Consider the following 25,166-nt stretch of genomic DNA (forward strand, 5'->3'; position numbering starts at 1 on the left):
TTCCGGTTCCCATACGGGCGGTGACCGGTCCGGGGGGTGATTCGACGCTCCCGGTGGGCCAAAATGGGGCCGTGCCTTTCCTCCTATTGATCGAGGACGACGACGCCATCCGGACCGGCCTCGAACTCGCCCTCACCCGCCAGGGCCACCGTGTGGCCACCGCTGCCTCCGGCGAAGACGGACTGAGGCTCTTCAAGGAGCAGCGGCCCGACCTGATCGTGCTGGACGTGATGCTGCCCGGAATCGACGGTTTCGAGGTCTGCCGTCGGATCCGCCGCACCGACCAGCTGCCGATCATCCTGCTCACCGCGCGCTCGGACGACATCGACGTGGTGGTCGGTCTGGAGTCCGGAGCGGACGACTACGTGGTGAAGCCGGTCCAGCCGCGTGTCCTGGACGCCCGGATCCGCGCCGTGCTGCGGCGCGGCGAACGGGAGAGCTCGGACTCCTCCGCCTACGGCAGCGTGGTGATCGACCGGGCCGCCATGACCGTCACCAAGGACGGCCAGGACCTCCAGCTCACCCCGACCGAGCTGCGGCTGCTGCTGGAACTCAGCCGCCGCCCCGGCCAGGCGCTCTCCCGCCAGCAGCTGCTGCGGCTGGTCTGGGAGCACGACTACCTCGGCGACTCCCGCCTGGTGGACGCCTGTGTGCAGCGGCTGCGGGCCAAGGTCGAGGACGTGCCGTCCGCACCGACCCTGATCCGCACCGTCCGAGGCGTGGGCTACCGGCTGGACCCGCCTGCCTGAACCCGGCCCGTTGCCCGCTTTGTCCCTGAACTCCCGTATCACGACAGGCTCTTGTGACTGACCATCAGCAGACTGCCCGGCGGTTCTCGTCCGGCCCGTGGCGGCGGCTGCGCTCCCTGCGGGTGCGGCTGATCGCGGTGTTCGCGGCCGTCGCGCTGCTCGCCGCCGTCTCGGCCTCCGGCATCGCGTACTGGCTGAACCGCGACGCGGTGCTCAAGCGCGCCCAGGGCACCGCGCTGAACGACTTCCGGGTCTCGCTCAGCCGCAACGTCTCCGACCTGCCACTGAACGCCAGTTGTCCGGACCTCGCCGCGCTGGCCGCCAATGTGGCGAGTTCCGGGCTGAGTTACGACGTGGTCGTGGTCGACCCGGCGCACCCCGAGTGCCCGGCCTCCTCCGACCCGACGAAGTTCACCCTGGCCGACGTCCCGGCGCCGCTGCAGTCCACCGTCGCCAAGCCGCGCGAGGTCACCGAGAGCAACCCGTACCCGTACCACCTGTACTGGCAGCGGCAGAACCTGGCCGGCCGACCGTTCGTGATCGGCGGCACCAAGGTGCTGCCCAACGGTCCGACGGCGTACATGTTCAAGTCGCTGGAGAACGAGCGGGCCGACCTCAACACCCTGGGCTGGTCACTGGCCATCGCGACCCTGCTCGCGCTGATCGGCTCGGCCCTGCTCGCCCAGGCCGCCTCGGCGACCGTGCTGCGGCCGGTCAAGCGGCTCGGCGAGGCCGCCAAGCGGCTCGGCGAGGGCCACCTGGACACCCGGCTGGAGGTCGACGGCTCGGACGAACTCGCCGACCTGGCACGGACCTTCAACCGGGCCGCGGAATCGCTGCACGAACAGGTCGAGGAGCTGAGCGCGCGCGAGGCGCAGAGCCGGCGGTTCGTCGCCGACATGTCCCACGAGCTGCGCACCCCGCTGACCGCGATGACCGCGGTGACCGACATCCTGGAGGACGAGGCCGAGTCGCTGGACCCGATGATCGAGCCGGCCGTCCGGCTCGTGGTGAGCGAGACCCGGCGGCTGTCCGACCTGGTGGAGAACCTGATGGAGGTCACCCGCTTCGACGCCGGGACCGCCAAGCTGGTCGCCGACGAGGTGGACGTCGCCGACCTGATCATGTCCTGCATCGACGGCCGGGCCTGGTACGACGCGGTCGAACTGGACGCCCCGCGCGGCATCCTGGCCGTGGTCGACCCGCGCCGGCTCGACGTGGTCTTCGCCAACCTGATCGGCAACGCCCTCAAGCACGGCGGCTCGCCGGTGCGGGTCAAGGTCCGGCAGACCGAGGACTCGGTCGTGATCGAGGTCTCCGACAGCGGCCCCGGCATCCCCGAGGACGTCCTGCCGCACGTCTTCGACCGCTTCTACAAGGCCGACCGCGGGCGGGCCCGCTCCGAAGGCAGCGGCCTGGGGCTGTCCATCGCGATGGCCAACGCCCAGATCCACGGGGGGACGATCACGGCGGCGAACGGGGAGGTCGGCGCGGTGTTCACCCTGACCCTGCCGCTGACCCCACCGCCGCCGCCGTCCGCGGGCGGGGCCGAGCACGGCCCGGCCCGCGACGACGAGCACAAGGACGCCACGTGACCTCCCCCACCCGCACCACCCTGCGCCGCACCGCCGGCGTACTGCTGCTGCTCGCACTGGCCTCCGGCTGCGGCATCCGGCCGACCGCCGTACCGGTCGACGCCGGCGCGCCCGCCAGCCGGACGGCCTGCCCGAGCACCCCGCACATACCGACCGCGCTGGTCACCCCGCCCGGACCGGCCCCGGCCGTCACCCCGGCCCGCGGCGCGGCCAAGACCGCCGCGAGCCCGAGCCCCTCGCCCACGCCGGTGGCGCCGGGCTCGCCACCGCCGAACAACGCGTTCAGCGCGGTGCCGACGCCCTCGCCCTGCCGCTGAGACGGGTCCGGGCCGGTGGGGCGGACCCGGGCCGCTGGGACGGGTCCGGGCCGGTGGGGCGAGAGGGAACGGGGGCGTGGTCCGGAATGTTCACGCCCGGTGGGGAACCGCCGCGCCACCGGCCCACGTCCTTCCCCCCGTGCAGCGAGATGGCACCAGGACACGCGACGAGCGTTCCGGCGCACGGACCCAGACCAGGCCGGCGGCGGGCGTCCACCGTCCCTTCCGGCTGGCCGGACTGGCGGGCCTGGCCCTCCACTTGACGCTGGTGCTGTGGCTGGTGCTCAGACCGCTGCCGGTGGCCTGGGTGTACGACGCCAACCTGACGCCGCTGGCCTCGCTCCGCTCCTCCACCCCCTGGCAGGTGGTCGGCGAGTTCCTGCTGCTCGCCCCGCTCGGCCTGCTGCTCCCGCTGGCCGGCGGCCGGCTCCGGGCTCCCTGGCTGCCGTCCTTCCTGCGCACCACCGGCGTCTCCGCGCTGCTGGCGACCGGCCTGGAGTTCCTCTCCTCCTGGACACCCGGACACGTGCTCAACGTGGACCACATACTGTTCGCCGTGCTCGGCGTGGTGGCCACCCACCTCGCCCTCGTCCCCGCCCTGCGCCGACTGCTGCGGGACCACCGCGCCGAGCCCCGGAGCCCGCGGATCGCCGTCCTGACCGTCCCGGCGGTGGCCGCCACCGTCACCCCGACGGTGACGGTGGCGCCTACGGCCCGTCCGCGCGCCTACGCGGAACCGACCCCGCCCGGCCGCTGACCCGCCACCGGCACCACCCGGCCGCCGACCTCGACCAGCCCGTCCGGACGCGGGCCGGCCAGCAGCTGCGAACCCCGGCCCTGGGTGACGGTCAGCGCCCGTCCGAGCCGCGCGGCCAACAGCAGGGCCGCCGCGCCGGTCGCCTCGTCCTCGTCGATCCCGTCGCCCCGGCCCGGGAAGGCCCGCGCCCGGACCGTACCGGCCGCCTCGTCCTGCCAGGCCCAGGCGTAGATCCACTCCCCCGGCGGCGGCACCTCCAAGGCCTCCACCTCGGCCGCCGAACCGTACTGCCGCAAGGTCCGGCCCGGGGCCCACTCGGGCCGGGCGCCGATCAGGGTCAGCCCGTCCTCGCGCCGCACCGCCACCGTCCCGGCCGCGGTGACCAGCCGGTCCGCGCCGAGCAGCCAGGCGGCACCCACGCACGGGTGGCCGGCGAAGGGCAGGCGCACGCTCGGGGTGTAGATGTCGATCTCCCCGCGCTCCGGGTCGTCGACGAACACCGTCTCGCTGAAACCGAGTTCCCGGGCGAGGGCCTGCCGGTCCGCCCGCTCCGGCAGGGCGGCGCCGTCGCGCACCACGCCGAGCTCGTTCCCGTGCCACCCGTCCGGTCCGCAAAAGACCCGCAGCACCTCATAGCCAGTCATTTTCCACCTCGTCAATTACCGCTCCGGCGCGGCGCCGACACAGCGCAACGACACCGTGATGAAAAGGCGAGGACGGATGTCGGTCGCCTCCAGTACTGTGCGCTTTCGTCCCGGACGGTTCCCGTCGTTTTTTCTCCTCCCACAGGAAACCCCCTTGAACAATCTCGACTTCAGCGCCGAGCCCCTTTTCTCCTGGTACGTCGTCCTGCTGGCGCTCAGCGGCCTCATCATGGTGGTCCTCGGCGTGCTGCCGCTCGCCGGGCTGAAGGTCGGCCTGCGCATCCTCAACGGCGTGGTCGGCGTCGCGTTCATCGGCTACGCCTACTACCTCGCGTTCGTCTTCGAGGGCGGCACCTACCGGATCTTCTTCCAGGCGCTGATCCTGCCGGTCGCGATGATCGTCGCCACCGTGAAGGCGGTCGTCGAGCGCAGCAACGCGAAGAACCAGCCGACCCCGCCGGCCGGGGCGTTCAACCCGAACGCGCCGTACAACCCCAACGCGGCCTACAACCCCAACGCCGCCGGGTTCAACCCGAACGCGCCGCAGTCCGACCAGCCGGGTCAGCCCGCCCAGCCCGGTCTGCCCGCACAGCCCGCCCAGCCGGTGCCGCCGCAGGGTGCGGTGCCGTACCAGCCGGGCGCGCCCGCCCAGCCGGTGGCGGACAACCCGTACGCCCAGCCCGCCCAGCCACAGCCGCCGCAGCAGCCGGCCGGCTGAGCCCCGGAACACCGGAAGGCCCGTCCGTCCCCCACCTTCGAGCGGGGACGGACGGGCCTCGTGCTGTCCGGGGTCAGTTCCCGGCGCCCTGGGCTCCCTTGCGGCGGCGCGCCACGACCAGGGTGCCGATGCCGAGGGCTATGGCGGTCGCGCCGGTGATCGCCATCGGGGCGGCCGAGGAGCCGCCGCCGGTGGAGGCCAGCTGGGTCTCGGTGGCGGCGGGCGGGGCCGCGGCGGCGGGCGCCGCGTCGCCGGTCTGCCCGGTGGTGCCGGCGGCCGGGCTCGGCGCGCCGGTGGTCACCTGCGCGGCCGGGACGGCGGCGGCGGTGGACGGGTCGGTGGTGGCCGGGTCGGTGGTGACCGGGGTGGTGGCCGGCGAGGTCGGAGCCGGGGTGCCGGTGGAGCCGGCGGCGGCCTCGACCCTGAAGCCCACCGTGGGGCTGGAGACGCCGTTGTCCTGCTCCCCCGGGCCGGGCAGGCTGTACCCGTTGGCGAAGACCGACCCGCCGCCCACCGGCGCGTCCTTGGTCCAGGCGAGCCGCAGGTTGACCGTGCGGCTCGCGCCGTCGGGCAGCGGGATGACGTCGGCGTCCTTGCTGCCGCTGCGAAGGTCCACCCCCAGCTGGGTGCTGGCGAGGTCCCCGAGCGGCGCCGGCGTGCCGGCGAGCCACTGGCCCTGCTGCGTCTGGAACTCCAGCTTGACCACTGCGGGGAGGAAGGCGTTCTCGTTCTGGAGGATGACCGCCGGGACGATCCGGAGGTCCTTGCCGGTGTGGTTGGTGTACACCACCTTGAACGGCTTCGCCTCGCCCCCGGCGGTGAAGGAGGCGGGCACGTTCTCGACCTTCACGTCCGGCAGTCCCGCCCGGGCCGGGGTGGTCGGGCCACCGGCTCCGACGATGGTGAAGTACGGTGTGCGGCCCCAGGCCTGGCTGAGCCGCTGCTCCGGGGGCAGGGTCGGGTCCGTGACCATCGCGTTGAGGCTGCCGGTGGCCTGACCGCCCGGAGCGTCGGCGGCGAAGGTCAGACGCAGCTGGTAGGTGGCCGAGCCGCCGGCCGGCAGGTGCAGCTCGGTGGCGAAGGGATCGAGCTCCCACCAGGCGCCGGTGTTCGAACCCGGACGGAGCTTGGCGTCCTGCCACTGCGTACTGCCGGGCTTCTGGACCTGCAGCTTGAGCTGGGTCTCCTTGACGCCGGTGCCGATGGTCGCGATGACGAAGTCCGTCATGACGTCCATCTGGTGGTCGGCGGTGTTCTTGAGGGTCGAGCTGAACTCGACCGTGCTGCCGGCCGTCACGCTGGCGGGGAAGCCGCTGGTGGTGACCACGACCGGCGAGGCCTGGCCCTGCGGGGCGGGAGCCGTGGGGCCCGACGTCGGGCCCGACGTCGGGGCCGCGAGGGCGGCCGGGGCCGAGGCCAGGGCGGCGCCGGAGACCAGGGCCGCAGCGGCGGCGGCGGCGAGGAGTCTGCGGGGCTGATTGCGCAATGGAACCTCACGGAGAGAATTCGGACATAGCCCGATAGAAGTGCGAAATCGCAGGCGTGAGGGGCCTATTGAGGCCGTGAAGGCGCCGCCGGAATGCCCCCCACCATCAGCGACCGCGAGATCATATCCCCTTGGTGGGACCGGTTCGCGAACGGGTTTTCCGCATTCGCACCCTCCGGGGCATCCCTGAGGGGACCCCGACTCGGGTCTCCGCCTTCCCGGTGAGCCGACGGGGTCGGGGATCGCCTGGTGGGCGGAGGTTTTCGGGCCCGCGACGGCGGAGCATGGAAGTACGCCCGCCGGACCGCCCGGCCGGGCCACCGGCCCAAGGAGTCCCCATGAGCGCGCGTCTCGCCCGCCCCCGCCACAACCGCGTCATCGCCGGCGTCTGCGCCGGGATCGCCGAGCGCTTCGGCCTCACCCCGTGGACCGTCCGCCTGATCTTCCTGCTCTCCTGCCTGCTGCCCGGCCCGCAGTTCCTGGTCTACCTCGCGCTCTGGGTGCTGCTCCCCCAGGAGCCGTGAGGCCGTACGGGCGGGCACGGCGACGGGCCGCCCGCTCCCGGGGTTTCCTCCGGGGGCGGGCGGCCCGTCGTCGTGCGGTGCGGGTCGGATCAGCCCAGCGGCAGGCCGGGCAGGGCGCCGGCCAGTCCGCCGACCGGGGTCTTGTCCAGGCCGGGGACGCCGGGGAGGGCGCCGGCCCGCTGCTGGGTGACGCCGGCGATCGGGGCGTCGGCGGCGGGCGCGGGGGCGGCCTGACCGGCGGTCGGCGCCAGGGTGCCGAGGGTGCCGGCGACCTTGTCGCCGCCGGGCAGCTTGGCGGCGGTGTCGGTGACCGCACCGGTCACCGCGGGGTTCGTCACCGCGCCGGTGGGCAGCCCGAGGCCGCCGGCCGCCTGGCCGGGCGCCGCGGAGGCGGTGCCGGCGCCGACCGCCGCGATGGCGATGCCGAGCGCCGCGGTGCCGGCGGCCTTGAGAGCCTGCTTCATGGTTCGTCCCCTTGAGTCCTCGTCGGTGGCCGACATCGCGCGGGGCGGCGTACGGGCGACCGTCGCCCCGGCCTGTCAGCAATGACTGGCACACCGTAGTGACAGGGGCTCGCGAGATCCAAAGGGCGTTCACTCACCCGAGTGAGTAGTCGGATGAACGCCAACTTCCTTGCCCGGAAGCCGCGTTCATCCGACCGCAGGGGCCGCCCGGACTCAGCGGCCGCCGGCGCCCGCGCTGAACAGCCACTCCGCCTTGAGCTCGGCGTAGCCCGGCTTGATCACGTCGCTGATCATCGCCAGTCGCTCGTCGAAGGGCAGGAACGCGGACTTCATCGCGTTCACCGTGAACCACTCCATGTCGCCCAGCGTGTAGCCGAAGGCGTCCACCAGGTGGCCGAACTCCTGGCTCATGCTGGTGCCGCTCATCAGCCGGTTGTCGGTGTTCACGGTGACCCGGAACTTCAGCCGGCTGAGCAGCCCGATCGGGTGCTCGGCGTACGAAGTGGCCGCCGCCGTCTGGAGGTTGGAGGTCGGGCACATCTCCAGCGGGATGCGCTTGTCGCGCACGTACGCGGCCAGCCGGCCCAGCTCGACGCTGCCGTCCTCGTTCACCGTGATGTCGTCGACGATCCGCACGCCGTGGCCGAGCCGGTCGGCGCCGCAGCACTGCAGGGCCTCCCAGATCGACGGCAGGCCGAAGGCCTCGCCCGCGTGGATGGTGAAGTGGTTGTTCTCGCCCTTGAGGTAGTCGAAGGCGGCCTGGTGGCGGGTGGGGGGGTAGCCGGCCTCGGCGCCCGCGATGTCGAAGCCGACGACGCCCCGGTCGCGGTGGCGGTTCGCCAGCTCGGCGATCTCCTGCGAGCGGGCGGCGTGCCGCATCGCGGTGATCAGGGTGCCGACCCGGATCCGGTGGCCGGCCGCGCGGGCGTTGGCCTCACCGAGGCGGAAGCCCTCCTGGACGGCCTCGACGACCTCGTCCAGGGACAGGCCGCCCTCCAGGTGCTGCTCGGGGGCGAAGCGGACCTCGGCGTACACCACGCCGTCGGCGGCCAGGTCCTCGGCGCAGTCGGCGGCGACCTTGATCAGGGACTCGCGGGTCTGCATGACGGCGCAGGTGTGCGCGAAGGTCTCCAGGTAGCGGACCAGCGAGCCGGAGTCGGCGGCCTCGCGGAACCACTCGCCGAGCTCCTTGGCGTCGGTGGTCGGGAGACCCTGGTAGCCGGTCGCGGCGGCGAGCTCGACGATGGTCTCCGGGCGCAGCCCGCCGTCGAGGTGATCGTGCAGCAGGACCTTCGGCGCGCGGCGGATCTGGTCGCGGGTGGGAATGCGCGGGCCGGTGCCCGCGGTGGTGACGGGGATCTGCTTCTCCATTGCGGAAATATAGCCCCTACGCGCGTAGACCGACCACCGGTAACAGCACCGAATGGTCCAAACCGAACCTGGAATTCCACCGCCCGGTCCATAGGATCCGCCAAAGGAGCCGAGGGTGGGGCCAAGGCCTCAGTCGTGGTGCAGCAGACGCCCCCGCCGGGACAGCACGAAGTCCCGGAACGCCGCCACCGGCGGCGTCAGCGGCCGCCCCGCCGCCCAGGCCAGCCCGATCGCCCGGCGGGTCCGCGGTGCCGTCACCTCCAGCTCCACCACCCCGGGCCGCGGCACCAGCGCCGGCGGCAGCAGCGCCACCCCCAGCCCGGCCGCCACCAGCCCGCGCAGGGTCTCGGTCTCCTCCCCCTCGAAGGCCAGCCGGGGCACGAACCCGGCCTGCGCGCAGAAGCCGTCCGTGATCATGCGCAGCCCGTACCCGTCCTCCAGCCCGACGAAGGGCTCCTCGGCCACCTCCGCCAGCCGGATCCGCCGCCGCCCGGCCAGCCGGTGGTCGGCCGGCACGGCCAGGTGCAGCCGCTGCTCGTCCAGCGGACGGGCCGCGAAGGCCGGGTCGTCCGGCAGCGGCGCGACCAGGCAGAGGTCCAGCTCGCCCGCCCGCAGCCGCTCCAGCATCGCCATGCCGTAGTCCTGCACCAGCTGGAACCGCACCTGCGGGTGCGCCGCCCGGAAGCCGCGCAGCAGCGCCGGTACGGCGTCCGGACCCATCGTGTGCAGGAAGCCGAAGGCCACCCGCCCCACCGCCGGATCCGCCTCCGCCCGGGCCGCCTCCGCGCCGCGCTCCAGCTCCGCCAACGCCCGCTCCACCGAGGCCAGCAGCAGTCGGCCCGCCCTGGTCAGCCGGACCGTCCGGCCCTGACGGGCCAGCAGGTCCACCCCCAGCTCCTCCTCCAGCCGGGCCACCGCGCGCGACAGCGTCGGCTGCGGCACCCCGAGCAGCGCCGCCGCCTGGGTCACGTGCTCCAGCCGGGCCACCGCGGCGAACTGCGCCAGCCTGGGCGCCAGCCGGACGGCCGGCGCCTCCGGCCCCAACTCGGCTGCCCGGTAACGCTGCTCGGCTCCGTCCGGCAGATCCGCCACGGTCATCCCGTCCCACCTCGACTCATACGTCAGTGCATCGATCATCCACTCTTCATGCATTGGACGCATCAAGCGCGCCGGGCCTACCGTCGATGCCATGCAGCCCTCCGATACCAGGGCATCCGTGCCCGCCCCGGATGCCTCGACCGCGCACACCCTCGACCAGGACGACCGCCACCGCCCCGGCCGGCCCGGCTTCCGCCGCGCCAACCTCGCCCTGTTCGCCGCCGGGGTCGCCACCTTCGTCCTGCTCTACTCCACCCAGGGCCTGCTGCCGGTCCTCTCGGCCGACCTCGACCTCACCCCCGGCCAGGCCAGCTGGACGGCCTCCGCCGCCACCCTCGGCCTCGCCCTCGGGCTGCTCCCCGCCAGCGCGCTCTCCGACAAGTACGGCCGCACCGCGGTGATGACGGCCTCCGTCCTCGCCGCCTCCGCCCTCGCCGCCGCCCTGCCCTTCGCCCCCGGCCTGACCACCCTGGTGGCGCTGCGCGTCCTCCAGGGCGTCGCCCTCGCCGGACTCCCCGCCACCGCGATGGCCTACCTCGCCGAAGAGGTCCACCCCAGCGCGCTGGCCTCCGCGATGGGCCTGTACGTGGCCGGCAACAGCATCGGCGGCATGGGCGGCCGGCTCGTCTCCGGCTGGACCGCCGCCGCCCTCGGCTGGCGCTGGGGCCTGGCCGCCTCCGCCGCCCTCGCGCTGCTCGCCGCACTCGCCTTCCGGCTGCTGGTCCCCGCCGCCCGGCACTTCACCCCGGCCCCGGTGGACGCCCGCGCCCTCGCCCGCACCGTCGGCCGGCACCTGCGCAACCCGCTGCTGGTGCGGCTGTACGCGCTCGCGATGCTGTTCATGGCGGTGTTCGGCGCGGTCTACAACACCGTCGGCTACCGGCTGATCGCCGCGCCCTTCCACCTGCCGGAGTCGATCGCCGCCTCGATCTTCGTGGTCTACCTGGTCGGCACCGGCACCTCCGCCGCGGCCGGCCGCCTCTCCGGCCGGCTCGGCCGCCGCGGCGCCCTCTACGTCGCCATCGGCGTCACCGCCGCCGGCCTGCTGCTCTCGCTCGCCGACTCCCTGGTCTGCGCGCTGCTCGGCCTGGTGCTGATCACCGCCGGCTTCTTCGCCGGCCACGCCACCGCCTCCTCCGCCGTCAGCCGCACCGCCACCGAGGGCCGCGCCCAGGCCTCCGCCCTCTACCTGATCGCCTACTACCTCGGCAACAGCCTCGGCGGCACCCTCGGCGCCGACGCCTACCACGCCACCGGCTGGCCCGGCGCCGCCACCGTCGGCCTCACCGCCATGACCCTCGCCGCCGCCGTCACCCTCTACGCCACCCACCAGGCGCATACCACGAGGCGAGCGGTCGCGGACGCTTGACAGTGGGCGCCGATAGACTCAGGGACATGAGCATCGATCCCGCTGTGTACACCAGGCTGCTTGAGATCGCGGATCAGCTGCCGAAGGTGCCCGGGATAGGGAAGATCGAGATCGCCAACGGTCAGATCGTCATGATGATGTCGCCGGTGAAGCGCCACGAGCTCGCCGTGCTGCGCATCGCCCGACAGCTCAACGCCCAACTGCCGACCACTCACCCGGGCCACATCGCTTACCACGGCGCGGACTTGCAGGATGCCGGCCTCGGTCAGCTGCGAAACCCGGACCTGATGGTCTTCCCCGAGGCGACCCTGGAGGGCGAGCAGCGAGCGGTGCTCCCGCACGAGGTACTGCTCGTGGTGGAGATCGTCTCCCACTCCAACCCCGAGAACGACTACCACAACAAGGTCCACGACTACGCGGCGATGGGCATCCCGTTCTACCTGATCGTCGATCCCCGCACAGGCACCGGCATCGTGCACTCCGAACTGGGCTACGAGTCCCGGGAGAAGTTCGTCTTCGGCGACAAGATCACCGTCGGCCCCTGGACCCTCGACACCAGCGGTCTGCTCACGTACGCCTGAGTACGCGAAAGGAGTCCGTACCCGACCGCCGGGTACGGACTCCTCCTCGTCGCCTCGGACAGGCGGCGCACGGAAGCGGATGGTGGGCTCCACCTCGGGCGCGACGTGGATGTGAAGCGACGACTCCAGCGCGCCCGCCAACCGCGCCAACAGCAGCAAGGTGGACACGGTGCCGGCTCGGTCAACTCCCATGTGCGGCAGCGCAAACCACGCTGCCGCACATGGAGCAATCGGATGACTACGCGATGCGGTCGAGAACGATCGGGTTCGGAGTGAACGCCGTGCCCTCGGGGGCGACCGTGATGCCGTCCTTCAGGGCCTCGATGGCGTAGTCGTAGCGCTCCGGGGTGTCGGTGTGGAGGGTCAGCAGGGGCTGGCCGGCCACGACGGCGTCACCGGGCTTGGCGTGCATCTCGACGCCGGCGCCGGCCTGGACCGGGTCCTCCTTGCGGGCGCGGCCGGCGCCCAGGCGCCAGGCGCAGACGCCGATCGCGTAGGCGTCCAGCTCGGTGAGCACGCCGGAGGCGGGCGCGGGGATGACGTGCTGCTCGCGGGCGACCGGGAGCGGGGCGTCGACGTCGCCGCCCTGGGCGGCGATCATGCGGCGCCAGTGGTCCATCGCGGAGCCGTCGCGCAGGGCGTCGGCCGGGTCCTTGCCGTGCACGCCGGCCGCGGCGAGCATCTCGCGGGCCAGCGCGAGGGTGAGCTCGACGACGTCGGCCGGGCCGCCGCCGGCCAGCACCTCGACGGACTCGCGGACCTCCAGCGCGTTGCCCGCGGTGAGGCCGAGCGGGGTGGACATGTCGGTGAGCAGGGCGACGGTGTTGACCCCGGCGGTGGTGCCCAGGCCGACCATGGTGCGGGCGAGTTCGCGGGCGTCGTCCAGGTTCTTCATGAAGGCGCCGGAGCCGACCTTGACGTCGAGCACCAGCGCGCCGGTGCCCTCGGCGATCTTCTTCGACATGATCGAGGAGGCGATCAGCGGGATGGCCTCGACGGTGCCGGTGACGTCGCGCAGCGCGTACAGCTTCTTGTCGGCGGGGGCGAGGCCGTCGCCGGCCGCGCAGATGACGGCGCCGGCGTCGCGCAGGACGTCCATCATCTCGTCGTTGGAGAGCAGGGCGCGCCAGCCGGGAATGGACTCCAGCTTGTCCAGGGTGCCGCCGGTGTGGCCGAGACCGCGGCCGGACAGCTGCGGGACGGCGGCACCGCAGGCGGCGACCAGCGGGGCGAGCGGGAGGGTGATCTTGTCGCCGACGCCACCGGTGGAGTGCTTGTCGCTGGTGGGCAGCGGCAGCGAGGAGAAGTCCATCCGGACGCCGGAGCGGATCATGGCGTCGGTCCAGCGGCTGATCTCGTGCGGCTTCATGCCGTTCAGCAGGATCGCCATGGCCAGCGCGGACATCTGCTCGTCGGCGACCTCGCCGCGGGTGTAGGCGTCGATGACCCAGTCGATCTGAGCGTCGCTCAGCTCTCCGCGGTCGCGCTTGGTCCTGATGACGGAGATGGCGTCCATGCGTGCTCCAAGAGGGGTTTCAGATGCGTCAAAAAGCGTAGAGTGCCGCGAGATGACCGGGTTCCGGCCCACTCGCGACACTCTACGCGCGTAACAAAAGCAGATGCTAGAGCCGCTCCGGCCCGAACGCCTCGGGCAGGACCTCGCTCATCGGCTTCACGCCGGAGGCCAGGTCGACCAGCAGCCCGGGCCCTCCGTGCTCGTACAGCAGCTGGCGGCAGCGCCCGCACGGCATCAGCAGCTCGCCCGCGCCGTCGACGCAGGTGAAGGCGACCAGCCGGCCGCCGCCGGAGGCGTGCAGCGCGGACACCAGCCCGCACTCGGCGCACAGCCCGAGCCCGTACGAGGCGTTCTCCACGTTGCAGCCGCTGACCAGCCGGCCGTCGTCCACCAGCGCCGCCGCTCCGACCGGGAACCTGCTGTACGGGGCGTACGCGTGGCCCATCGCCTCGCGTGCCGCCGCGCGCAGCCGCTCCCAGTCGATCGCGGAGGCCGCCGAGCCCGCGGAGGCCGTCATTTGCCCTGGCCCTTGCGGTAGATCTGGCCGTCGGCCTTGGGCATCCGCAGTCGCTGCGAGGCCAGCGCGAGCACCACCAGGGTGATCAGGTACGGCGTGGCGACGATCAGCGGACGCTGCACCTGGTCGGTCAGCGCGTACCAGGCGCCCAGACCGCCGGCCACCACGAAGGAGATCACCGTCGCGGTGAACTTGCGACGGTACAGCTGCCACAGGGCGAGCAGCGCCATCGCGATCGCGATGATCAGGATCAGCACGTGCACCGACTCCGGGTCCCGCAGCTGGAGGCTGTCGGTGAAGCCGAACAGGCCGGCGCCGACGGCGAGGCCACCGGGCATCCAGTTGCCGAAGATCATCGCCGCGAGGCCGATGAAGCCGCGGCCCAGGGTCTGGCCGTCCTTGTAGAAGTGCGCGGCGACCAGCGAGAGGTACGCACCGCCGAGGCCCGCGAAGGCGCCCGAGGCGATGACCGCCAGGTACTTGTACTTGTAGACGTTGACGCCCAGCGACTCGGCGGCGGTCGGGTTCTCACCGCAGGAGCGCAGCCGCAGGCCGAACACCGTGCGCCAGAGCAGGAAGTAGCTGGCCACGATCAGCGCGGCGGCCAGCACCACGACCACCGACAGGTTGGTCACCAGGCCGCCGAGCACGCCCGCGATGTCGGAGACCAGGAACCAGTGGTGGTTCTCGATGCTCTTCAGGCCCGAGGACAGCCCCGGCACGGTGATGTACGGCAGCGGGTCCGCCGGCGGGGACTGGTTCTGGCCGGCACCGGCCGAGATGTAGTCCTTGTAGTAGATCCGGTTGACGTACGCGCAGATGCCGGGGATCAGCAGGTTGATGCCGACGCCGGAGACGATGTGGTCGACGCCGAAGGTGACGGTGATGATCGCGTGCAGCAGACCGCCGAGCGCACCGCCGGCCATGCCGGCCAGCAGACCGACCCACGGGTTGACCAGGTAGCCCGCCCAGGCACCGCAGAAGGTGCCGGCGACCATCATGCCTTCGAGGCCGATGTTGACCACGCCGGCCCGCTCGGACCAGAGACCGCCCAGACCGGCCATGCCGATCGGAACGGCGGCGCTGAGCGCGGCGGTGATCTGCCCGGAGGAGGTCAGCGAGTGGTTGCCGGTGGCCATGCCCACGGCGGAGAACAGGACCAGGGCGCCCGCGATCAGGAGCAGGACGACCGGCCAGGACAGCTTGCGCTTCTTCGCGGGCGCGCCCGGCGCCTTCGGACGAGCGGCGGTGGCCGTACTCATGCCGACACCTCCTTCTTCTCAGTGGCCGCGAGCTGGGCGGCGAGCTGCGCGCCGACCTTCTGCTGCTGGCGCTTCAGGCCGTACCGGCGCACGAGCTCGTACGCCACGACGACGCAGATGACGATGGTGCCCTGCATGACCGTGACGATCTCGAACGGGAAGCCGCCCTGCAGCGGCAGCACCGAACCGGTGACGTCCAGGAAGGCGAACAGCAGCGCCGCGAAGGCCATGCCGATCGGGCTGTTGCGGCCGAGCAGGGCGATCGAGATGCCCAGGAAGCCCAGGTTCTGCTGGAAGGTCTGGCCGAAGTAGTACGAGTTCTGCAGCAGCTCGGGCAGACCGATCAGACCGGCGATCGCGCCGGAGACCGCCATCGAGATGATCACCATCTTCTTGACGTTCACGCCGGAGGCCGTCGCGGCGGACTCCGAGCGGCCGGTGGCGCGCAGGTCGAAGCCGAACCGGGTGCGGGTCAGCACGAACTGGAAGACCACGCCGACCAGGACGGCGACGAAGATGAAGCCCCAGAGCGGGCCACCCGCCGTGTCGAGGCTGAAGAAGTGGCTGGACTGCGAGACCGGGTTGGTCTGGATCGAGTTGCTGGTGCCGCTGACCTTCGGGGCGAAGACGCCGGGGACGAGCAGCAGGCCGATGATCGCGAGCGCGATCGAGTTCAGCATGATGGTCGAGATGACCTCACTGACACCGCGGAAGACCTTCAGCAGACCGGCGATGCTCGCGTACAGACCGCCGACCAGCATGGCGGTGACCAGCAGCAGCGGGATCTGGATGAACGACGGCAGGTCGACCTGGGCGCCGATGTAGGCCGCGAACAGCGCCGCGACCTTGTACTGGCCCTCGACGCCGATGTTGAACAGGTTCATCCGGAACCCGAACGCGGCGGCCGCGGCGGCCAGGTAGTAGGTGGTGGTCCGGTTGAGGATGTTCACCTGGCCGTCCGACTTGCTGGCGAACGTGAGCATCACGTTCCACGCGTCGAACGGGTTCTTGCCCGAGGTCGCCAGCAGGACGGAACAGATCGCGACCGAGAGCAGGACGGCGAGCACGGGCGCCGCCAGGGCGAGCACGATCCGCTCACCGCTGATCCGCTGCGCCAGGCTGCGCTTGGCGGCGGGGTTGGGACTGGTCATGGGTTACTCCCCCGCCTGCGGGTCGTCGGCGGTGTCGGTGTGCGGGTGCTCGGCCTCGGCCTCGGTGCCCTCGGCGGCGATCGCCTGTGCCTCGGCGACGTCCTCCGGAGCGGACTCCAGGTGGCCGGCGGCGGCACCGGTCATCGCGGTGCCGAGGTCCTCGGCGGTGACGGTGGCCGGGTCGGCGTCGGCGACCAGGCGGCCGCGGTAGATGACCCGGATGGTGTCGGAGAGACCGATCAGCTCGTCCAGGTCGGCCGAGATCAGCAGGACGGCCAGGCCCTCGCGCTGGGCGGTCCGGATGTGCTCCCAGATCTGCGCCTGCGCACCGACGTCCACCCCGCGGGTCGGGTGGGCGGCGATCAGCAGCTTGGGCTGGTGGCTCATCTCGCGGCCGATGATCAGCTTCTGCTGGTTGCCGCCGGAGAGCGAGGCCGCGGTGACCTCGATGCCGGGGGTGCGGACGTCGTACTGCTCGACGATCCGCCAGGTGTCCTCGCGGGCGGCGGCCGGCTTGAGCAGCACACCGCTGGAGTTGGGCGCCTCGGTGACGTGGCCGAGGATCCGGTTCTCCCAGAGCGGGGCCTCCAGCAGCAGGCCGTGCTTGTGGCGGTCCTCGGGGATGTAGCCGATGCCGGCCTCGCGGCGGGCCCGGGTCAGGGTGCCGGAGAGGTCCTTGCCGTCCAGGACGACGGTGCCGCCGTCCAGCGGCAGCATGCCCATGATGGCCTCGACCAGTTCGGCCTGGCCGTTGCCCTCGACCCCGGCGATGCCGAGGATCTCGCCCTTGTGGATCCGCAGCGAGATGTCGTCCAGGACGACGCGCTCGATGCCCTCGGAGTCGGTCTTGGCGATCCGCAGGTCCTTGACGTCGAGCATCTCGGCGGTGGTGACGGTCGACTCGCGGCTCTCCGGGGAGGGCAGCTCGGCGCCGACCATCAGCTCGGCCAGCTGGCGCGCGGTGACGGCCTTCGGGTCGGCGTCGCCGACCGTGGTGCCGCGCCGGATGACGCTGATCGCGTCGGCCACCGCGAGCACCTCGTGCAGCTTGTGCGAGATGAAGATGACGGTGACGCCCTCGGCCTTGAGGTCGCGCAGGTTGTCGAACAGCGCGTCGACCTCCTGCGGGACGAGCACGGCCGTGGGCTCGTCGAGGATCAGGATCTTGGCGCCGCGGTACAGCACCTTGAGGATCTCGACGCGCTGGCGGTCGGCGACGCCGAGGTCCTCGACCAACACGTCCGGGCGCACGCCCAGGCCGTACTGGTCGGAGATCTCCTTGATCTTCGCCTTCGCCTTGGCCCCGATGCCGTGGAGCTTCTCGCCGCCGAGGACGACGTTCTCCAGCACGGTGAGGTTGTCGGCGAGCATGAAGTGCTGGTGCACCATGCCGATGCCGCGGGCGATGGCGTCGCCCGGGGTGTTGAACTCGCACACCTCGCCGTTGATCGCGATGGTGCCCTCGTCCGGCTTCTGCATGCCGTAGAGGATCTTCATCAGCGTCGACTTGCCGGCGCCGTTCTCGCCCATCAGGGCGTGCACGGTGCCGGTGCGGACGGTGAGGTTGATGTCGTGGTTGGCCACGACTCCGGGGAAGCGCTTGGTGATGCCGCGCAGTTCGACGGCCGGTGTCGCCGTCCCCGCGCTGGGGGTGCCGTCCTTGCGCAGGGGGACGGGGTCTGATGCGGTGATGGCGGTCTCCTGGTGGTCTGGAGGCGCGTCGTTGCGCTCGGAGGGCCAAGGGGGGAAACGGGGAGACGGAACGGGGCCCGGGGGTACGCGTTGAGCGCACCCTTCCGGGCCCCTCCCGTGAACTGTCTCGATCATCGCCCGGCCGGGCAGGCGGCGGGCGCAGGTCGCGTCCGAGACGCGCGGGCCTTACTGGGCCGGCGCGGTCGGGATGGTGGTGGCACCGCTGGTGATGGAGTCGGCGGCGGCCTTCAGCTTGTCCTGGATGTCGTCGATCTTGCCGCCGGTGGTGGCGAGCGAGACACCGTTGGCCTTCAGGTCGAAGAGCTTGATGCCGGTGAACGGCGTGCCCTTCTTGACCGAGTCGATGTACGAGTACACCGCGGTGTCGACGTTCTTGACCATCGAGGTCAGGATGCTGTTCTTGAACTTCGACAGGGCCGGCTGGGCGGCCTGGTCGGAGTCGACGCCGATGGCGTACTTGCCCGCGTTGGCGACGGCCTCGATGGCACCGGCGCCGGAGGAGCCGGCGGCGGAGTAGATGACGTCCGCGCCCTTGTCGAGCTGACCCTGCGCGGCTTCCTTGCCCTTGTCGGGCGCGCTGAAGCCGGTGAAGTCCGGCGGCGTGGTCAGGTAGGTGGTCTCGACCTGGATGTTCGGGTCGGCGAACTTGGCGCCCGCCTTGTAACCGGCCTCGAACTTCTTGATCAGCTCGGACTGGACACCACCGATGAAGCCGATGTGGTGGCTCTTCGACTTGTTCGCCGCGGCGACACCGGCCAGGTACGAACCCTCCTGCTCGGCGAAGAGCAGCGAGGTGACGTTGGACGGCTGGTCCTTGTCGTTCGAGTCGATGATCGCGAACTTGACGTTCGGGTTGTCCTTGGCGACCTTGTTGACCGCCGGCTGGTAGACGAAGCCGACCGCGATGACGGTCTTGTAGCCGGCGTCGACCAGGTTCTTGAGCCGGGTCTCCTTGTCGGCCTCGGCCTCGCCCGGCTTGGCCTCGGCCTCGGTGACGGCGACGCCCAGGTCGGACTTGGCCTTGTCGAGACCACGCGCGGCGGAGTCGTTGAAGGACTGGTCTCCACGGCCGCCGATGTCGTAGGCCATGCCGACCTTGAGGGCATCGGACGAACCCGAAGAAGCGTTACTGTCAGTGCTCTTTGCGCCGCAAGCGGCGAGCGAGGCCATGCCCAGGGAACCCGAGAGCACAACCGCGGCGAGCTTCATTGAACGGCGCAAGGGAGTATCTCCTTCTCACACGCACCCGTTTAGCGTGGTCGGACGCCACCGTAACGCGCGTAGAACACGGTTGTGTTACGGGGTGCCAGAGCATTCGGGTTGTTATCAAACCGTGGTCTGAAGGCCTTCCGAAGGCTCCATTTCCCGTACGCGGACGGTGATCCGAGATTGGTCCGGCCCAGTTTACGGAACGGTTCGTAACCCCGGATCTCAACGACCCGATCACAGGAGGGCCACATACCCCCAGGAATCGGTCAGATTCGGTCGTCCTCCAGGGCCAGCGCCGCGAAGAGTTCCACGCCCACGCCGATCGCCCGCTCGTCCACGTCGAATCGGCCCTGATGCAGGTCACGGACGGTGACGTCACCGGGGGTGCGGACGCCCAGCCGGGCCAGTGCGCCCGGGGCGTGCTCCAGGTACCAGGAGAAGTCCTCGCCGCCCAGGCTCTGTTCGGTCCCCTCCACCACCTGGGCACCGCCCTGTCCGAACCGGGCGGTCATCGTCTCCTCCAGCCGCGCGACCGAGACCGCCTCGTTGACCACCGGCGGCACCCCGCGGTGGTAGTCCAGCGTCCACTTGGCCCGGTAGGTCTCGGCGACCTTGGCGATCAACTCGTGCAGCAGGTCCGGTGCCTCCCGCCAGCCGTCCAGCTCCAGGCAGCGGACGGTGCCCTCCAGCTCGGCGTGCTGCGGGATGACGTTGGGCGCGGAGCCGGAGGCGATCCGGCCCCAGACCAGGCTGACGCCCCAGCGCGGGTCCATCCGGCGGGCCAGCGCGGCCGGGAGGTCGGCGGCCATCCGCGCGATCGCGGTCACCAGGTCGGTGGTCAGGTGCGGGCGGGCGGTGTGCCCGCCGGGGCCGTCCAGGTGCAGCACCAGCCGGTCGCAGGCCGAGGTGATCGCCCCGACCCGCAGGGCGATCCGGCCGACCTCCACCTTCGGGTCGCAGTGCACCGCGAAGATCCGGCCGACGCCGTCCATCCCCCCGGCGTTGATGACGTCCAGCGCCCCGCCCGGCATGACCTCCTCGGCCGGCTGGAACACCAGCCGGACCGGGCGGCGCAGCTCACCGGAGCGGACGGCCTCGGCCAGCACCAGGCCGGTGCCGAGCACCACCGAGGTGTGCACGTCGTGACCGCAGGCGTGGGCCCGGCCGGGGACGGTCGAGCGGTACGGCACGTCGGTCTTGGCGTCGTCGATGGGCAGCGCGTCGATGTCGGCGCGGAAGGCCAGGAACTCCGTCCCCGGGGCGGTGCCGGCCGGGACGATGTCGACCAGCAGGCCGGTGCCGCCGGGCAGCACCCGCGGCTCCAGGCCCGCCGCCACCAGCCGGTCGCGCAGCAGGTCGGTGGTGCGGAACTCCTGGCGGCCGAGCTCCGGGTGCCGGTGCAGGTCACGGCGGAAGGCGATCAGCTCGGGCTCCAGCGTCCGGACCCGGTCGCGCAGTTCGGCGGCGGGGCGTGCGACGGCGAGAGTGGCGCCCGGCTGAGCGGGCTCAGGACGGTTCATCTCCCCAAGAATAGGCCCGTTGGGGGGATTTGGCCCGACTTCCGGAAAATTAGTCCCCGGATGGGTGCATACCGGCCGGACAGGTGGGTATGACATCTCGTTTCTGCCGCCTTCCCCGGATTGCTTGCCCTGTGCAACGATCACCCGCGCCGGTGGTCACGGCCCCCACCGCCTTGACGGCCGATCCGCCCTGGCGTCAGCTCAGTTCGTCAATTCCGCGCTCCGGTTCAGCCGGGTCCACCAGCTCCACCCGTTCGTCTCGTTCGTCTCGTGCGACCGGTTCAGAAACGCTCCACCGGAACGTACGTGCCCCAGACCCCGCGCAGCGCGTCACAGACTTCGCCGACGGTGGCCCGGGCGGCCAGCGCCTCCTTCATCGGGTACAACACGTTCGCCGAGCCCTCCGCCGCACGGCGCAGCGCGTCCAGCCCCCGGGTGACGGCCGAGCCGGAGCGCTCGGCCCGCAGCCGGGCCAGCCGGGCGGCCTGCTGCCGCTCGATCGCCGGGTCCACCCGCAGCGGCTGGTACGGCTCCTCCTCGTCCAGCCGGAAGCGGTTGACGCCGACCACCGTGCGCTCGCCGGAGTCGGTCTGCTGCTGGATCCGGTAGGCGCTGCGCTCGATCTCGCCCTTCTGGAAGCCCCGTTCGATCGCGGCCACCGCCCCGCCCTGCTCCTCGACCCGGGCCAGCAGCGCCAGCACGGCCTCCTCGACGGCGTCGGTCAGCGACTCGACCGTGTAGGAGCCGGCGAAGGGGTCGATCGTGGCGGTCACGTCGGTCTCGTGGGCGAGCACCTGCTGGGTGCGCAGGGCGAGCCGGGCGGCCTTCTCGGTGGGCAGCGCGATCGCCTCGTCGAAGCTGTTGGTGTGCAGCGACTGGGTGCCGCCGAGCACCGCGGCCAGCGCCTGCACCGAGACCCGGACCAGGTTCACCTCGGGCTGCTGGGCGGTGAGCTGCACCCCGGCGGTCTGGGTGTGGAAGCGCAGCATCTGCGAACGGGGGTCCTTCGCGCCGAACTCCTCGCGCATGATCCTGGCCCAGATCCGCCGTGCGGCACGGAACTTGGCGACCTCCTCGAGCAGCGTGGTGCGGGCCACGAAGAAGAAGGAGAGCCGGGGCGCGAAGTCGTCCACGGCCATCCCGGCGGCGAGCGCGGTCCGGACGTAGGCGATCCCGTTGGCCAGGGTGAAGGCGACCTCCTGCGCCGGATCGGCCCCGGCCTCGGCCATGTGGTAGCCGGAGACGGAGATGGTGTTCCAGCGCGGGATCTCGGCCCGGCAGTACCGGAACACGTCGGCGGCCAACCGCAGCGAGGGCTCCGGCGGGAAGATGTACGCGCCCCGGGCGATGTACTCCTTCAGCACGTCGTTCTGCACCGTGCCGGTGAGCGCCGCGGGCGCCACCCCCTGCGCCTCGCCGACCAGTTGGTACAGCAGCAGGAGTACGGCGGCGGGCGCGTTGATGGTCATCGAGGTGGACACCGCGCCGAGCGGGATGCCGTCGAAGAGCACCGCCATGTCCTCGACGCCGTCCACCGCCACGCCCACCTTGCCGACCTCCCCGGCGGCGAGCGGCGCGTCCGAGTCGTAACCCATCTGGGTGGGCAGGTCGAAGGCCACCGAGAGGCCGGTGCCGCCGCCCTCGATCAGCCGGCGGTAGCGGGCGTTGGACTCGGCGGCGGTGCCGAAGCCCGCGTACTGGCGCATCGTCCACGGCCGGCCGGTGTACATCGTCGGGTGGACGCCCCGGGTGTACGGGTACTCCCCCGGCCGGCCCAGCCGGGCCGCCGGGTCCCACCCGGCCAGCGCCTCGGGGCCGTACAGCGGTTCGATCCCGAAACCGGATTCTGCGGCAGCCATGGCTCTCTCCACGGGGTCGGCGGGCGGGGGCCTCTCTTGCGGGAGTCGGTCCTCGCAGGAAGTCGGTCCTCGCAGGAAGTCGGTCCTCGCAATCTAGGGCCGGACCGGGCGGCGGGCGCGCGGAGGCGGTTGAGATGATCGGGTGAACGACCGGATGAGCCCCCAGGGAGTGGCAATGACCGAGCAGAAGGTGGCCGTGGTCACCGGTGCCAGCAGCGGAATCGGCGCGGCGACCGCCCGCCGGCTGGCCGCCGAGGGCTTCGAGGTGGTGCTGACCGCCCGCCGGACCGAGCGGATCGAGGCGCTGGCCAAGGAGATCGGCGGGCGCGGCGGTTCAGCGAGAGCGGTCACCCTGGACGTCACCGACCGGGCCGCCGTGGACGCCTTCGCGGCCGAGGTCGGCCGGGTGGACGTCCTGGTGAACAACGCCGGCGGCGCGATCGGCGCGGAGACCGTCGAGCACGGCGACCCGGCCGACTGGCGGGCCATGTACGAGGTGAACGTGCTCGGCGTGCTGCACGTGACCCAGGCGCTGCTGCCCGCCCTGCGCGCGACCGGCGACGGCACCGTGCTGGTGCTCTCCTCGACCGCCGCCATGGCCGCGTACGAGGGCGGCGGCGGCTACGTCGCGGCCAAGCACGCCGCGCACACCATCGCGGCGACGCTGCGGCTGGAGCTGTGCGGGGAGTCGATCCGGGTGATCGAGATCGCGCCCGGGATGGTGAAGTCCGAGGGCTTCGCGGTCACCCGCTTCCGCGGTGACGAGGAGAAGGCCGCCGCCGTCTACGCGGGCGTGGCCGAGCCGCTGACCTCGGAGGACATCGCGGACACCGTGGCGTGGGCGGTCACCCGGCCCTCGCACGTGAACATCGACCTGCTGGTGGTCCGCCCCCGGGCCCAGGCCGCCAACCACAAGGTCCACCGCGGCTGATCCGGCGGCCGTCGCGGCGGAGCGGCCCGGCACCCCGATCGAACACGTGTCGTACACGAGTGGTACACACATGCGATGACGATCTTCCGGGCCGCCCGCCCACGGGTCCTGCTGACCGCCGTGGCGGCAGGCGCCCTCCTGCTCACCTCCGCCTGCGACGAGACCGCCACGACGGCCCAGGACAAGGCCTCCGGCAACACCGCGCCCGCCCCCGCGAGCCCCACGGCCACCCCGGCCCCGAAGCCCAAGGGCGAGGCCGACCCGGCGCTCAAGGCCTTCTACGGCCAGCAGATCACCTGGGCGGACTGCCCGGCCGACCCCAAGGCCGAGCAGGCGAAGATCGACACCTCCGGCATGCAGTGCGGCAAGCTGCACGTCCCGCTCGACTACGCCGCCCCCGCCGCAGACGCGATCGACCTGGCACTGATCAAGTACCGGGCCGGCGACCGGAGCCAGCGGATCGGCTCGCTGATGGTCAACCCCGGCGGCCCCGGCGCCTCCGGCGTCGAGATGGTGAAGTACGGCGCCAAGGACTTCGCCGGCACCCTGCACGACCGCTTCGACGTGATCGGCTTCGACCCGCGCGGCACCGGCGACAGCTCCCCCGTGGTCTGCTACGACGACAAGCAGCTCGACGCCGTCAACCAGCTGGACTCCCCGGACGACCCCGCCGAGCGCAAGGCCGCCCACGTCAAGCAGTCCACCGACCACGCCGCCGCCTGCCAGGCCAAGTCCGGCAGGCTGCTGCCCTTCGTCGGCACCCGCAACACCGCCCGCGACCTGGACGTGCTGCGCGCCGTCGTCGGCGACCGGAAGCTCAACTACCTGGGCATCTCCTACGGCACCTACCTCGGCGCCCTGTACGCCGAGGAGTTCCCGCAGAACACCGGCCGACTGATCCTGGACGGCGCCGTCGACCCGGCCCAGGACACCCTCGACCACGGCGTCGACCAGCAGGTCGGCTTCGAGAAGTCCTTCGAGCGCTTCGCCGCCGACTGCGTGGACAACCACGCCGACGAGTGCCCGCTCGGCACCGACCGGACCAAGGCCGCCAAGAAGGCCGCCGACTTCCTGGACGGCCTCCACGACGAGCCGCTGACCGCCAAGGACGGCCGCGAGCTCGGCCGCGACCTGGCCTGGACCGGCGTCGTCTCGCTGCTCTACGGCGACGAGAAGACCTCCTGGCAGTACCTGCGGAACAGCCTCGGCTGGGCGATGAAGCGCGGCAAGGGCGACTACCTGATGGCCTTCGCCGACGACTACAACGGTCGCGACGAGAACGGCCACTACAGCCCGATGGACGAGGCCAACGGCGCGATCAGCTGCGCCGACGCGGCCCGCCCCGCGCCGACCCCCGAACACGCCCGGCAGGCGGTCGACCGGCTGCTCGCCGAGGCACCGCTGCTCTCCAAGGGCGTCACGGTGGACGACTACGCCGAGCCCGGCTGCGCCTACTGGCCGTTCAAGACCCAGGAGAAGCCGCACACCATCCGCGCCGAGGGCGCCGCCCCGATCCTGGTGGTCGGCACCACCGGGGACCCGGCCACCCCGTACTCCTCCGCCGAGAAGCTGGCCCAGGGCTTCGCCAAGGCCACCCTGCTCACCCGGGTGGGCGAGGGCCACGGCGCCTTCGGCAAGGGCAACACCTGCATCGACCAGGCCATGGCCGCCTACCTGACCGACGGCACCATGCCGGCCGGGGGCACCCGCTGCGGCTGACCCCGCCCGGGGGGGGGGCCCCCCGCGGCCCGGCACCCGCGCCCCCCACAACTACTACAACGACGGGGGGGGGGATCAAAAAAAAATCGTCCGATC

The 25,166-nt window shown here is 72.0% G+C and carries 23 protein-coding genes; 10 read left to right on the top strand and 13 right to left on the bottom strand.

The features are described 5' to 3' along the window. Positions 1-71 precede the first annotated feature (71 nt). From ACFWIS_RS24855 to ACFWIS_RS24870, 4 genes are all read left to right on the top strand, one after another. Positions 72-749: a response regulator transcription factor gene (locus ACFWIS_RS24855; protein ID WP_030257458.1), complete on the top strand. Its 678-nt coding sequence runs from the start codon at positions 72-74 to the stop codon at positions 747-749. Between the two features lie 53 nt (positions 750-802). Continuing rightward, positions 803-2,344, top strand: coding sequence for an ATP-binding protein (locus ACFWIS_RS24860; protein WP_380457992.1), 1,542 nt, complete (start codon positions 803-805; stop codon positions 2,342-2,344). Further along, positions 2,341-2,661, top strand: a complete 321-nt coding sequence (locus ACFWIS_RS24865) for a hypothetical protein (RefSeq protein WP_380457990.1) — start codon at positions 2,341-2,343, stop codon at positions 2,659-2,661. The genes ACFWIS_RS24860 and ACFWIS_RS24865 overlap by 4 nt, the downstream gene beginning before the upstream one ends. A 139-nt stretch (positions 2,662-2,800) precedes the next feature. Continuing rightward, the gene (locus tag ACFWIS_RS24870) at positions 2,801-3,418 is read left to right on the top strand and encodes a VanZ family protein (RefSeq protein WP_380457989.1); all 618 of its coding nucleotides are present in this window, start codon (positions 2,801-2,803) and stop codon (positions 3,416-3,418) included. Here the strand turns inward: ACFWIS_RS24870 and ACFWIS_RS24875 are convergent. Beyond that, positions 3,388-4,062, bottom strand: a complete 675-nt coding sequence (locus ACFWIS_RS24875) for a PhzF family phenazine biosynthesis protein (protein WP_380457987.1) — start codon at positions 4,060-4,062, stop codon at positions 3,388-3,390. The two genes, ACFWIS_RS24870 and ACFWIS_RS24875, sit on opposite strands and share 31 nt — an antisense overlap. 154 nt (positions 4,063-4,216) lie before the next feature. Between ACFWIS_RS24875 and ACFWIS_RS24880 the strand changes: the two genes are divergently transcribed. Next, positions 4,217-4,780, top strand: coding sequence for a hypothetical protein (locus ACFWIS_RS24880; RefSeq protein WP_380457985.1), 564 nt, complete (start codon positions 4,217-4,219; stop codon positions 4,778-4,780). A 73-nt stretch (positions 4,781-4,853) separates the two neighbouring features. Here the strand turns inward: ACFWIS_RS24880 and ACFWIS_RS24885 are convergent, their stop codons facing one another. After that, entirely contained in the window at positions 4,854-6,266 is a 1,413-nt protein-coding gene (locus tag ACFWIS_RS24885) for a hypothetical protein (RefSeq protein ID WP_380457983.1), read from the bottom strand. 338 nt (positions 6,267-6,604) lie between these two features. Between ACFWIS_RS24885 and ACFWIS_RS24890 the strand changes: the two genes are divergently transcribed. Further along, complete coding sequence (locus ACFWIS_RS24890) at positions 6,605-6,790, top strand: PspC domain-containing protein (RefSeq protein ID WP_188308551.1); 186 nt, start codon at positions 6,605-6,607, stop codon at positions 6,788-6,790. Between the two features lie 89 nt (positions 6,791-6,879). Here ACFWIS_RS24890 and ACFWIS_RS24895 read toward each other — a convergent pair whose 3' ends face one another. From ACFWIS_RS24895 to ACFWIS_RS24905, 3 genes are all read right to left on the bottom strand, one after another. Then, positions 6,880-7,254, bottom strand: coding sequence for an ATP-binding protein (locus ACFWIS_RS24895; RefSeq protein ID WP_380457982.1), 375 nt, complete (start codon positions 7,252-7,254; stop codon positions 6,880-6,882). A gap of 213 nt (positions 7,255-7,467) precedes the next feature. Further along, complete coding sequence (locus tag ACFWIS_RS24900) at positions 7,468-8,625, bottom strand: adenosine deaminase (protein ID WP_380457980.1); 1,158 nt, start codon at positions 8,623-8,625, stop codon at positions 7,468-7,470. A gap of 129 nt (positions 8,626-8,754) precedes the next feature. Further along, a complete protein-coding gene (locus tag ACFWIS_RS24905) occupies positions 8,755-9,723 on the bottom strand; it encodes a LysR family transcriptional regulator (RefSeq protein WP_380457978.1) in 969 nt (322 codons plus the stop codon). A 91-nt stretch (positions 9,724-9,814) separates the two neighbouring features. Here ACFWIS_RS24905 and ACFWIS_RS24910 point away from each other — a divergent pair, with 91 nt between their 5' ends. Both ACFWIS_RS24910 and ACFWIS_RS24915 read left to right on the top strand, forming a co-directional pair. Continuing rightward, on the top strand, positions 9,815-11,092 hold the full coding sequence (locus ACFWIS_RS24910) for an MFS transporter (RefSeq protein ID WP_380457976.1): 1,278 nt from the start codon (positions 9,815-9,817) through the stop codon (positions 11,090-11,092). Positions 11,093-11,118: 26 nt separating this feature from the next. Further along, positions 11,119-11,673 (top strand): Uma2 family endonuclease, encoded by a 555-nt coding sequence (locus tag ACFWIS_RS24915; protein ID WP_380457974.1) that lies wholly within the window; start codon positions 11,119-11,121, stop codon positions 11,671-11,673. Between the two features lie 238 nt (positions 11,674-11,911). On the opposite strand, the gene ACFWIS_RS24920 is transcribed toward ACFWIS_RS24915, so the two are convergent. The 8 genes from ACFWIS_RS24920 to ACFWIS_RS24955 form a co-directional block, all read right to left on the bottom strand. Further along, positions 11,912-13,189: a thymidine phosphorylase gene (locus ACFWIS_RS24920; protein ID WP_380457972.1), complete on the bottom strand. Its 1,278-nt coding sequence runs from the start codon at positions 13,187-13,189 to the stop codon at positions 11,912-11,914. 106 nt (positions 13,190-13,295) lie between these two features. Beyond that, positions 13,296-13,706, bottom strand: a complete 411-nt coding sequence (locus tag ACFWIS_RS24925; protein ID WP_380457971.1) for a cytidine deaminase — start codon at positions 13,704-13,706, stop codon at positions 13,296-13,298. Then, a complete protein-coding gene (locus ACFWIS_RS24930) occupies positions 13,703-14,968 on the bottom strand; it encodes an ABC transporter permease (RefSeq protein WP_380457969.1) in 1,266 nt (421 codons plus the stop codon). Before ACFWIS_RS24930 ends, ACFWIS_RS24925 begins: the two co-directional genes overlap by 4 nt. Continuing rightward, positions 14,965-16,119: an ABC transporter permease gene (locus ACFWIS_RS24935; RefSeq protein WP_380457967.1), complete on the bottom strand. Its 1,155-nt coding sequence runs from the start codon at positions 16,117-16,119 to the stop codon at positions 14,965-14,967. Before ACFWIS_RS24935 ends, ACFWIS_RS24930 begins: the two co-directional genes overlap by 4 nt. Before the next feature lie 3 nt (positions 16,120-16,122). Then, positions 16,123-17,649 carry an ABC transporter ATP-binding protein gene (locus ACFWIS_RS24940; protein ID WP_380458023.1) on the bottom strand — a complete coding sequence of 509 codons (1,527 nt, stop codon included), beginning with the start codon at positions 17,647-17,649 and terminating at the stop codon, positions 16,123-16,125. Between the two features lie 348 nt (positions 17,650-17,997). After that, on the bottom strand, positions 17,998-19,053 hold the full coding sequence (locus tag ACFWIS_RS24945; RefSeq protein WP_380457965.1) for a BMP family protein: 1,056 nt from the start codon (positions 19,051-19,053) through the stop codon (positions 17,998-18,000). Positions 19,054-19,307: 254 nt separating this feature from the next. Continuing rightward, positions 19,308-20,561, bottom strand: coding sequence for an amidohydrolase (locus ACFWIS_RS24950; RefSeq protein WP_380457963.1), 1,254 nt, complete (start codon positions 20,559-20,561; stop codon positions 19,308-19,310). A 281-nt stretch (positions 20,562-20,842) separates the two neighbouring features. Then, positions 20,843-22,420: a methylmalonyl-CoA mutase gene (locus tag ACFWIS_RS24955; protein ID WP_380457961.1), complete on the bottom strand. Its 1,578-nt coding sequence runs from the start codon at positions 22,418-22,420 to the stop codon at positions 20,843-20,845. Between the two features lie 175 nt (positions 22,421-22,595). Between ACFWIS_RS24955 and ACFWIS_RS24960 the strand changes: the two genes are divergently transcribed. Both ACFWIS_RS24960 and ACFWIS_RS24965 read left to right on the top strand, forming a co-directional pair. After that, positions 22,596-23,351, top strand: a complete 756-nt coding sequence (locus tag ACFWIS_RS24960; RefSeq protein WP_380457959.1) for an SDR family oxidoreductase — start codon at positions 22,596-22,598, stop codon at positions 23,349-23,351. A 75-nt stretch (positions 23,352-23,426) separates the two neighbouring features. Continuing rightward, the gene (locus ACFWIS_RS24965) at positions 23,427-25,070 is read left to right on the top strand and encodes an alpha/beta hydrolase (RefSeq protein ID WP_380457957.1); all 1,644 of its coding nucleotides are present in this window, start codon (positions 23,427-23,429) and stop codon (positions 25,068-25,070) included. Positions 25,071-25,166: the final 96 nt, after the last annotated feature.

It is taken from the genome of Kitasatospora sp. NPDC127060 (genome assembly GCF_042724935.1).
Classification (GTDB): Bacteria; Actinomycetota; Actinomycetes; order Streptomycetales; family Streptomycetaceae; genus Kitasatospora.

Excerpts from the sequence above, each read along its gene's own strand:
- ACFWIS_RS24875 (WP_380457987.1), bottom strand. The coding sequence starts at position 4,062 with ATGACTGGCTATGAGGTGCTGCGGGTCTTTTGCGGACCGGACGGGTGG.
- ACFWIS_RS24890 (WP_188308551.1), top strand. The coding sequence starts at position 6,605 with ATGAGCGCGCGTCTCGCCCGCCCCCGCCACAACCGCGTCATCGCCGGC.
- ACFWIS_RS24895 (WP_380457982.1), bottom strand. The coding sequence starts at position 7,254 with ATGAAGCAGGCTCTCAAGGCCGCCGGCACCGCGGCGCTCGGCATCGCC.
- ACFWIS_RS24900 (WP_380457980.1), bottom strand. The coding sequence starts at position 8,625 with ATGGAGAAGCAGATCCCCGTCACCACCGCGGGCACCGGCCCGCGCATT.
- ACFWIS_RS24905 (WP_380457978.1), bottom strand. The coding sequence starts at position 9,723 with ATGACCGTGGCGGATCTGCCGGACGGAGCCGAGCAGCGTTACCGGGCA.
- ACFWIS_RS24910 (WP_380457976.1), top strand. The coding sequence starts at position 9,815 with ATGCAGCCCTCCGATACCAGGGCATCCGTGCCCGCCCCGGATGCCTCG.
- ACFWIS_RS24915 (WP_380457974.1), top strand. The coding sequence starts at position 11,119 with ATGAGCATCGATCCCGCTGTGTACACCAGGCTGCTTGAGATCGCGGAT.
- ACFWIS_RS24920 (WP_380457972.1), bottom strand. The coding sequence starts at position 13,189 with ATGGACGCCATCTCCGTCATCAGGACCAAGCGCGACCGCGGAGAGCTG.
- ACFWIS_RS24925 (WP_380457971.1), bottom strand. The coding sequence starts at position 13,706 with ATGACGGCCTCCGCGGGCTCGGCGGCCTCCGCGATCGACTGGGAGCGG.
- ACFWIS_RS24930 (WP_380457969.1), bottom strand. The coding sequence starts at position 14,968 with ATGAGTACGGCCACCGCCGCTCGTCCGAAGGCGCCGGGCGCGCCCGCG.
- ACFWIS_RS24935 (WP_380457967.1), bottom strand. The coding sequence starts at position 16,119 with ATGACCAGTCCCAACCCCGCCGCCAAGCGCAGCCTGGCGCAGCGGATC.
- ACFWIS_RS24940 (WP_380458023.1), bottom strand. The coding sequence starts at position 17,649 with ATGGGCGAGAACGGCGCCGGCAAGTCGACGCTGATGAAGATCCTCTAC.
- ACFWIS_RS24950 (WP_380457963.1), bottom strand. The coding sequence starts at position 20,561 with ATGAACCGTCCTGAGCCCGCTCAGCCGGGCGCCACTCTCGCCGTCGCA.
- ACFWIS_RS24955 (WP_380457961.1), bottom strand. The coding sequence starts at position 22,420 with ATGGCTGCCGCAGAATCCGGTTTCGGGATCGAACCGCTGTACGGCCCC.
- ACFWIS_RS24960 (WP_380457959.1), top strand. The coding sequence starts at position 22,596 with ATGACCGAGCAGAAGGTGGCCGTGGTCACCGGTGCCAGCAGCGGAATC.
- ACFWIS_RS24965 (WP_380457957.1), top strand. The coding sequence starts at position 23,427 with ATGACGATCTTCCGGGCCGCCCGCCCACGGGTCCTGCTGACCGCCGTG.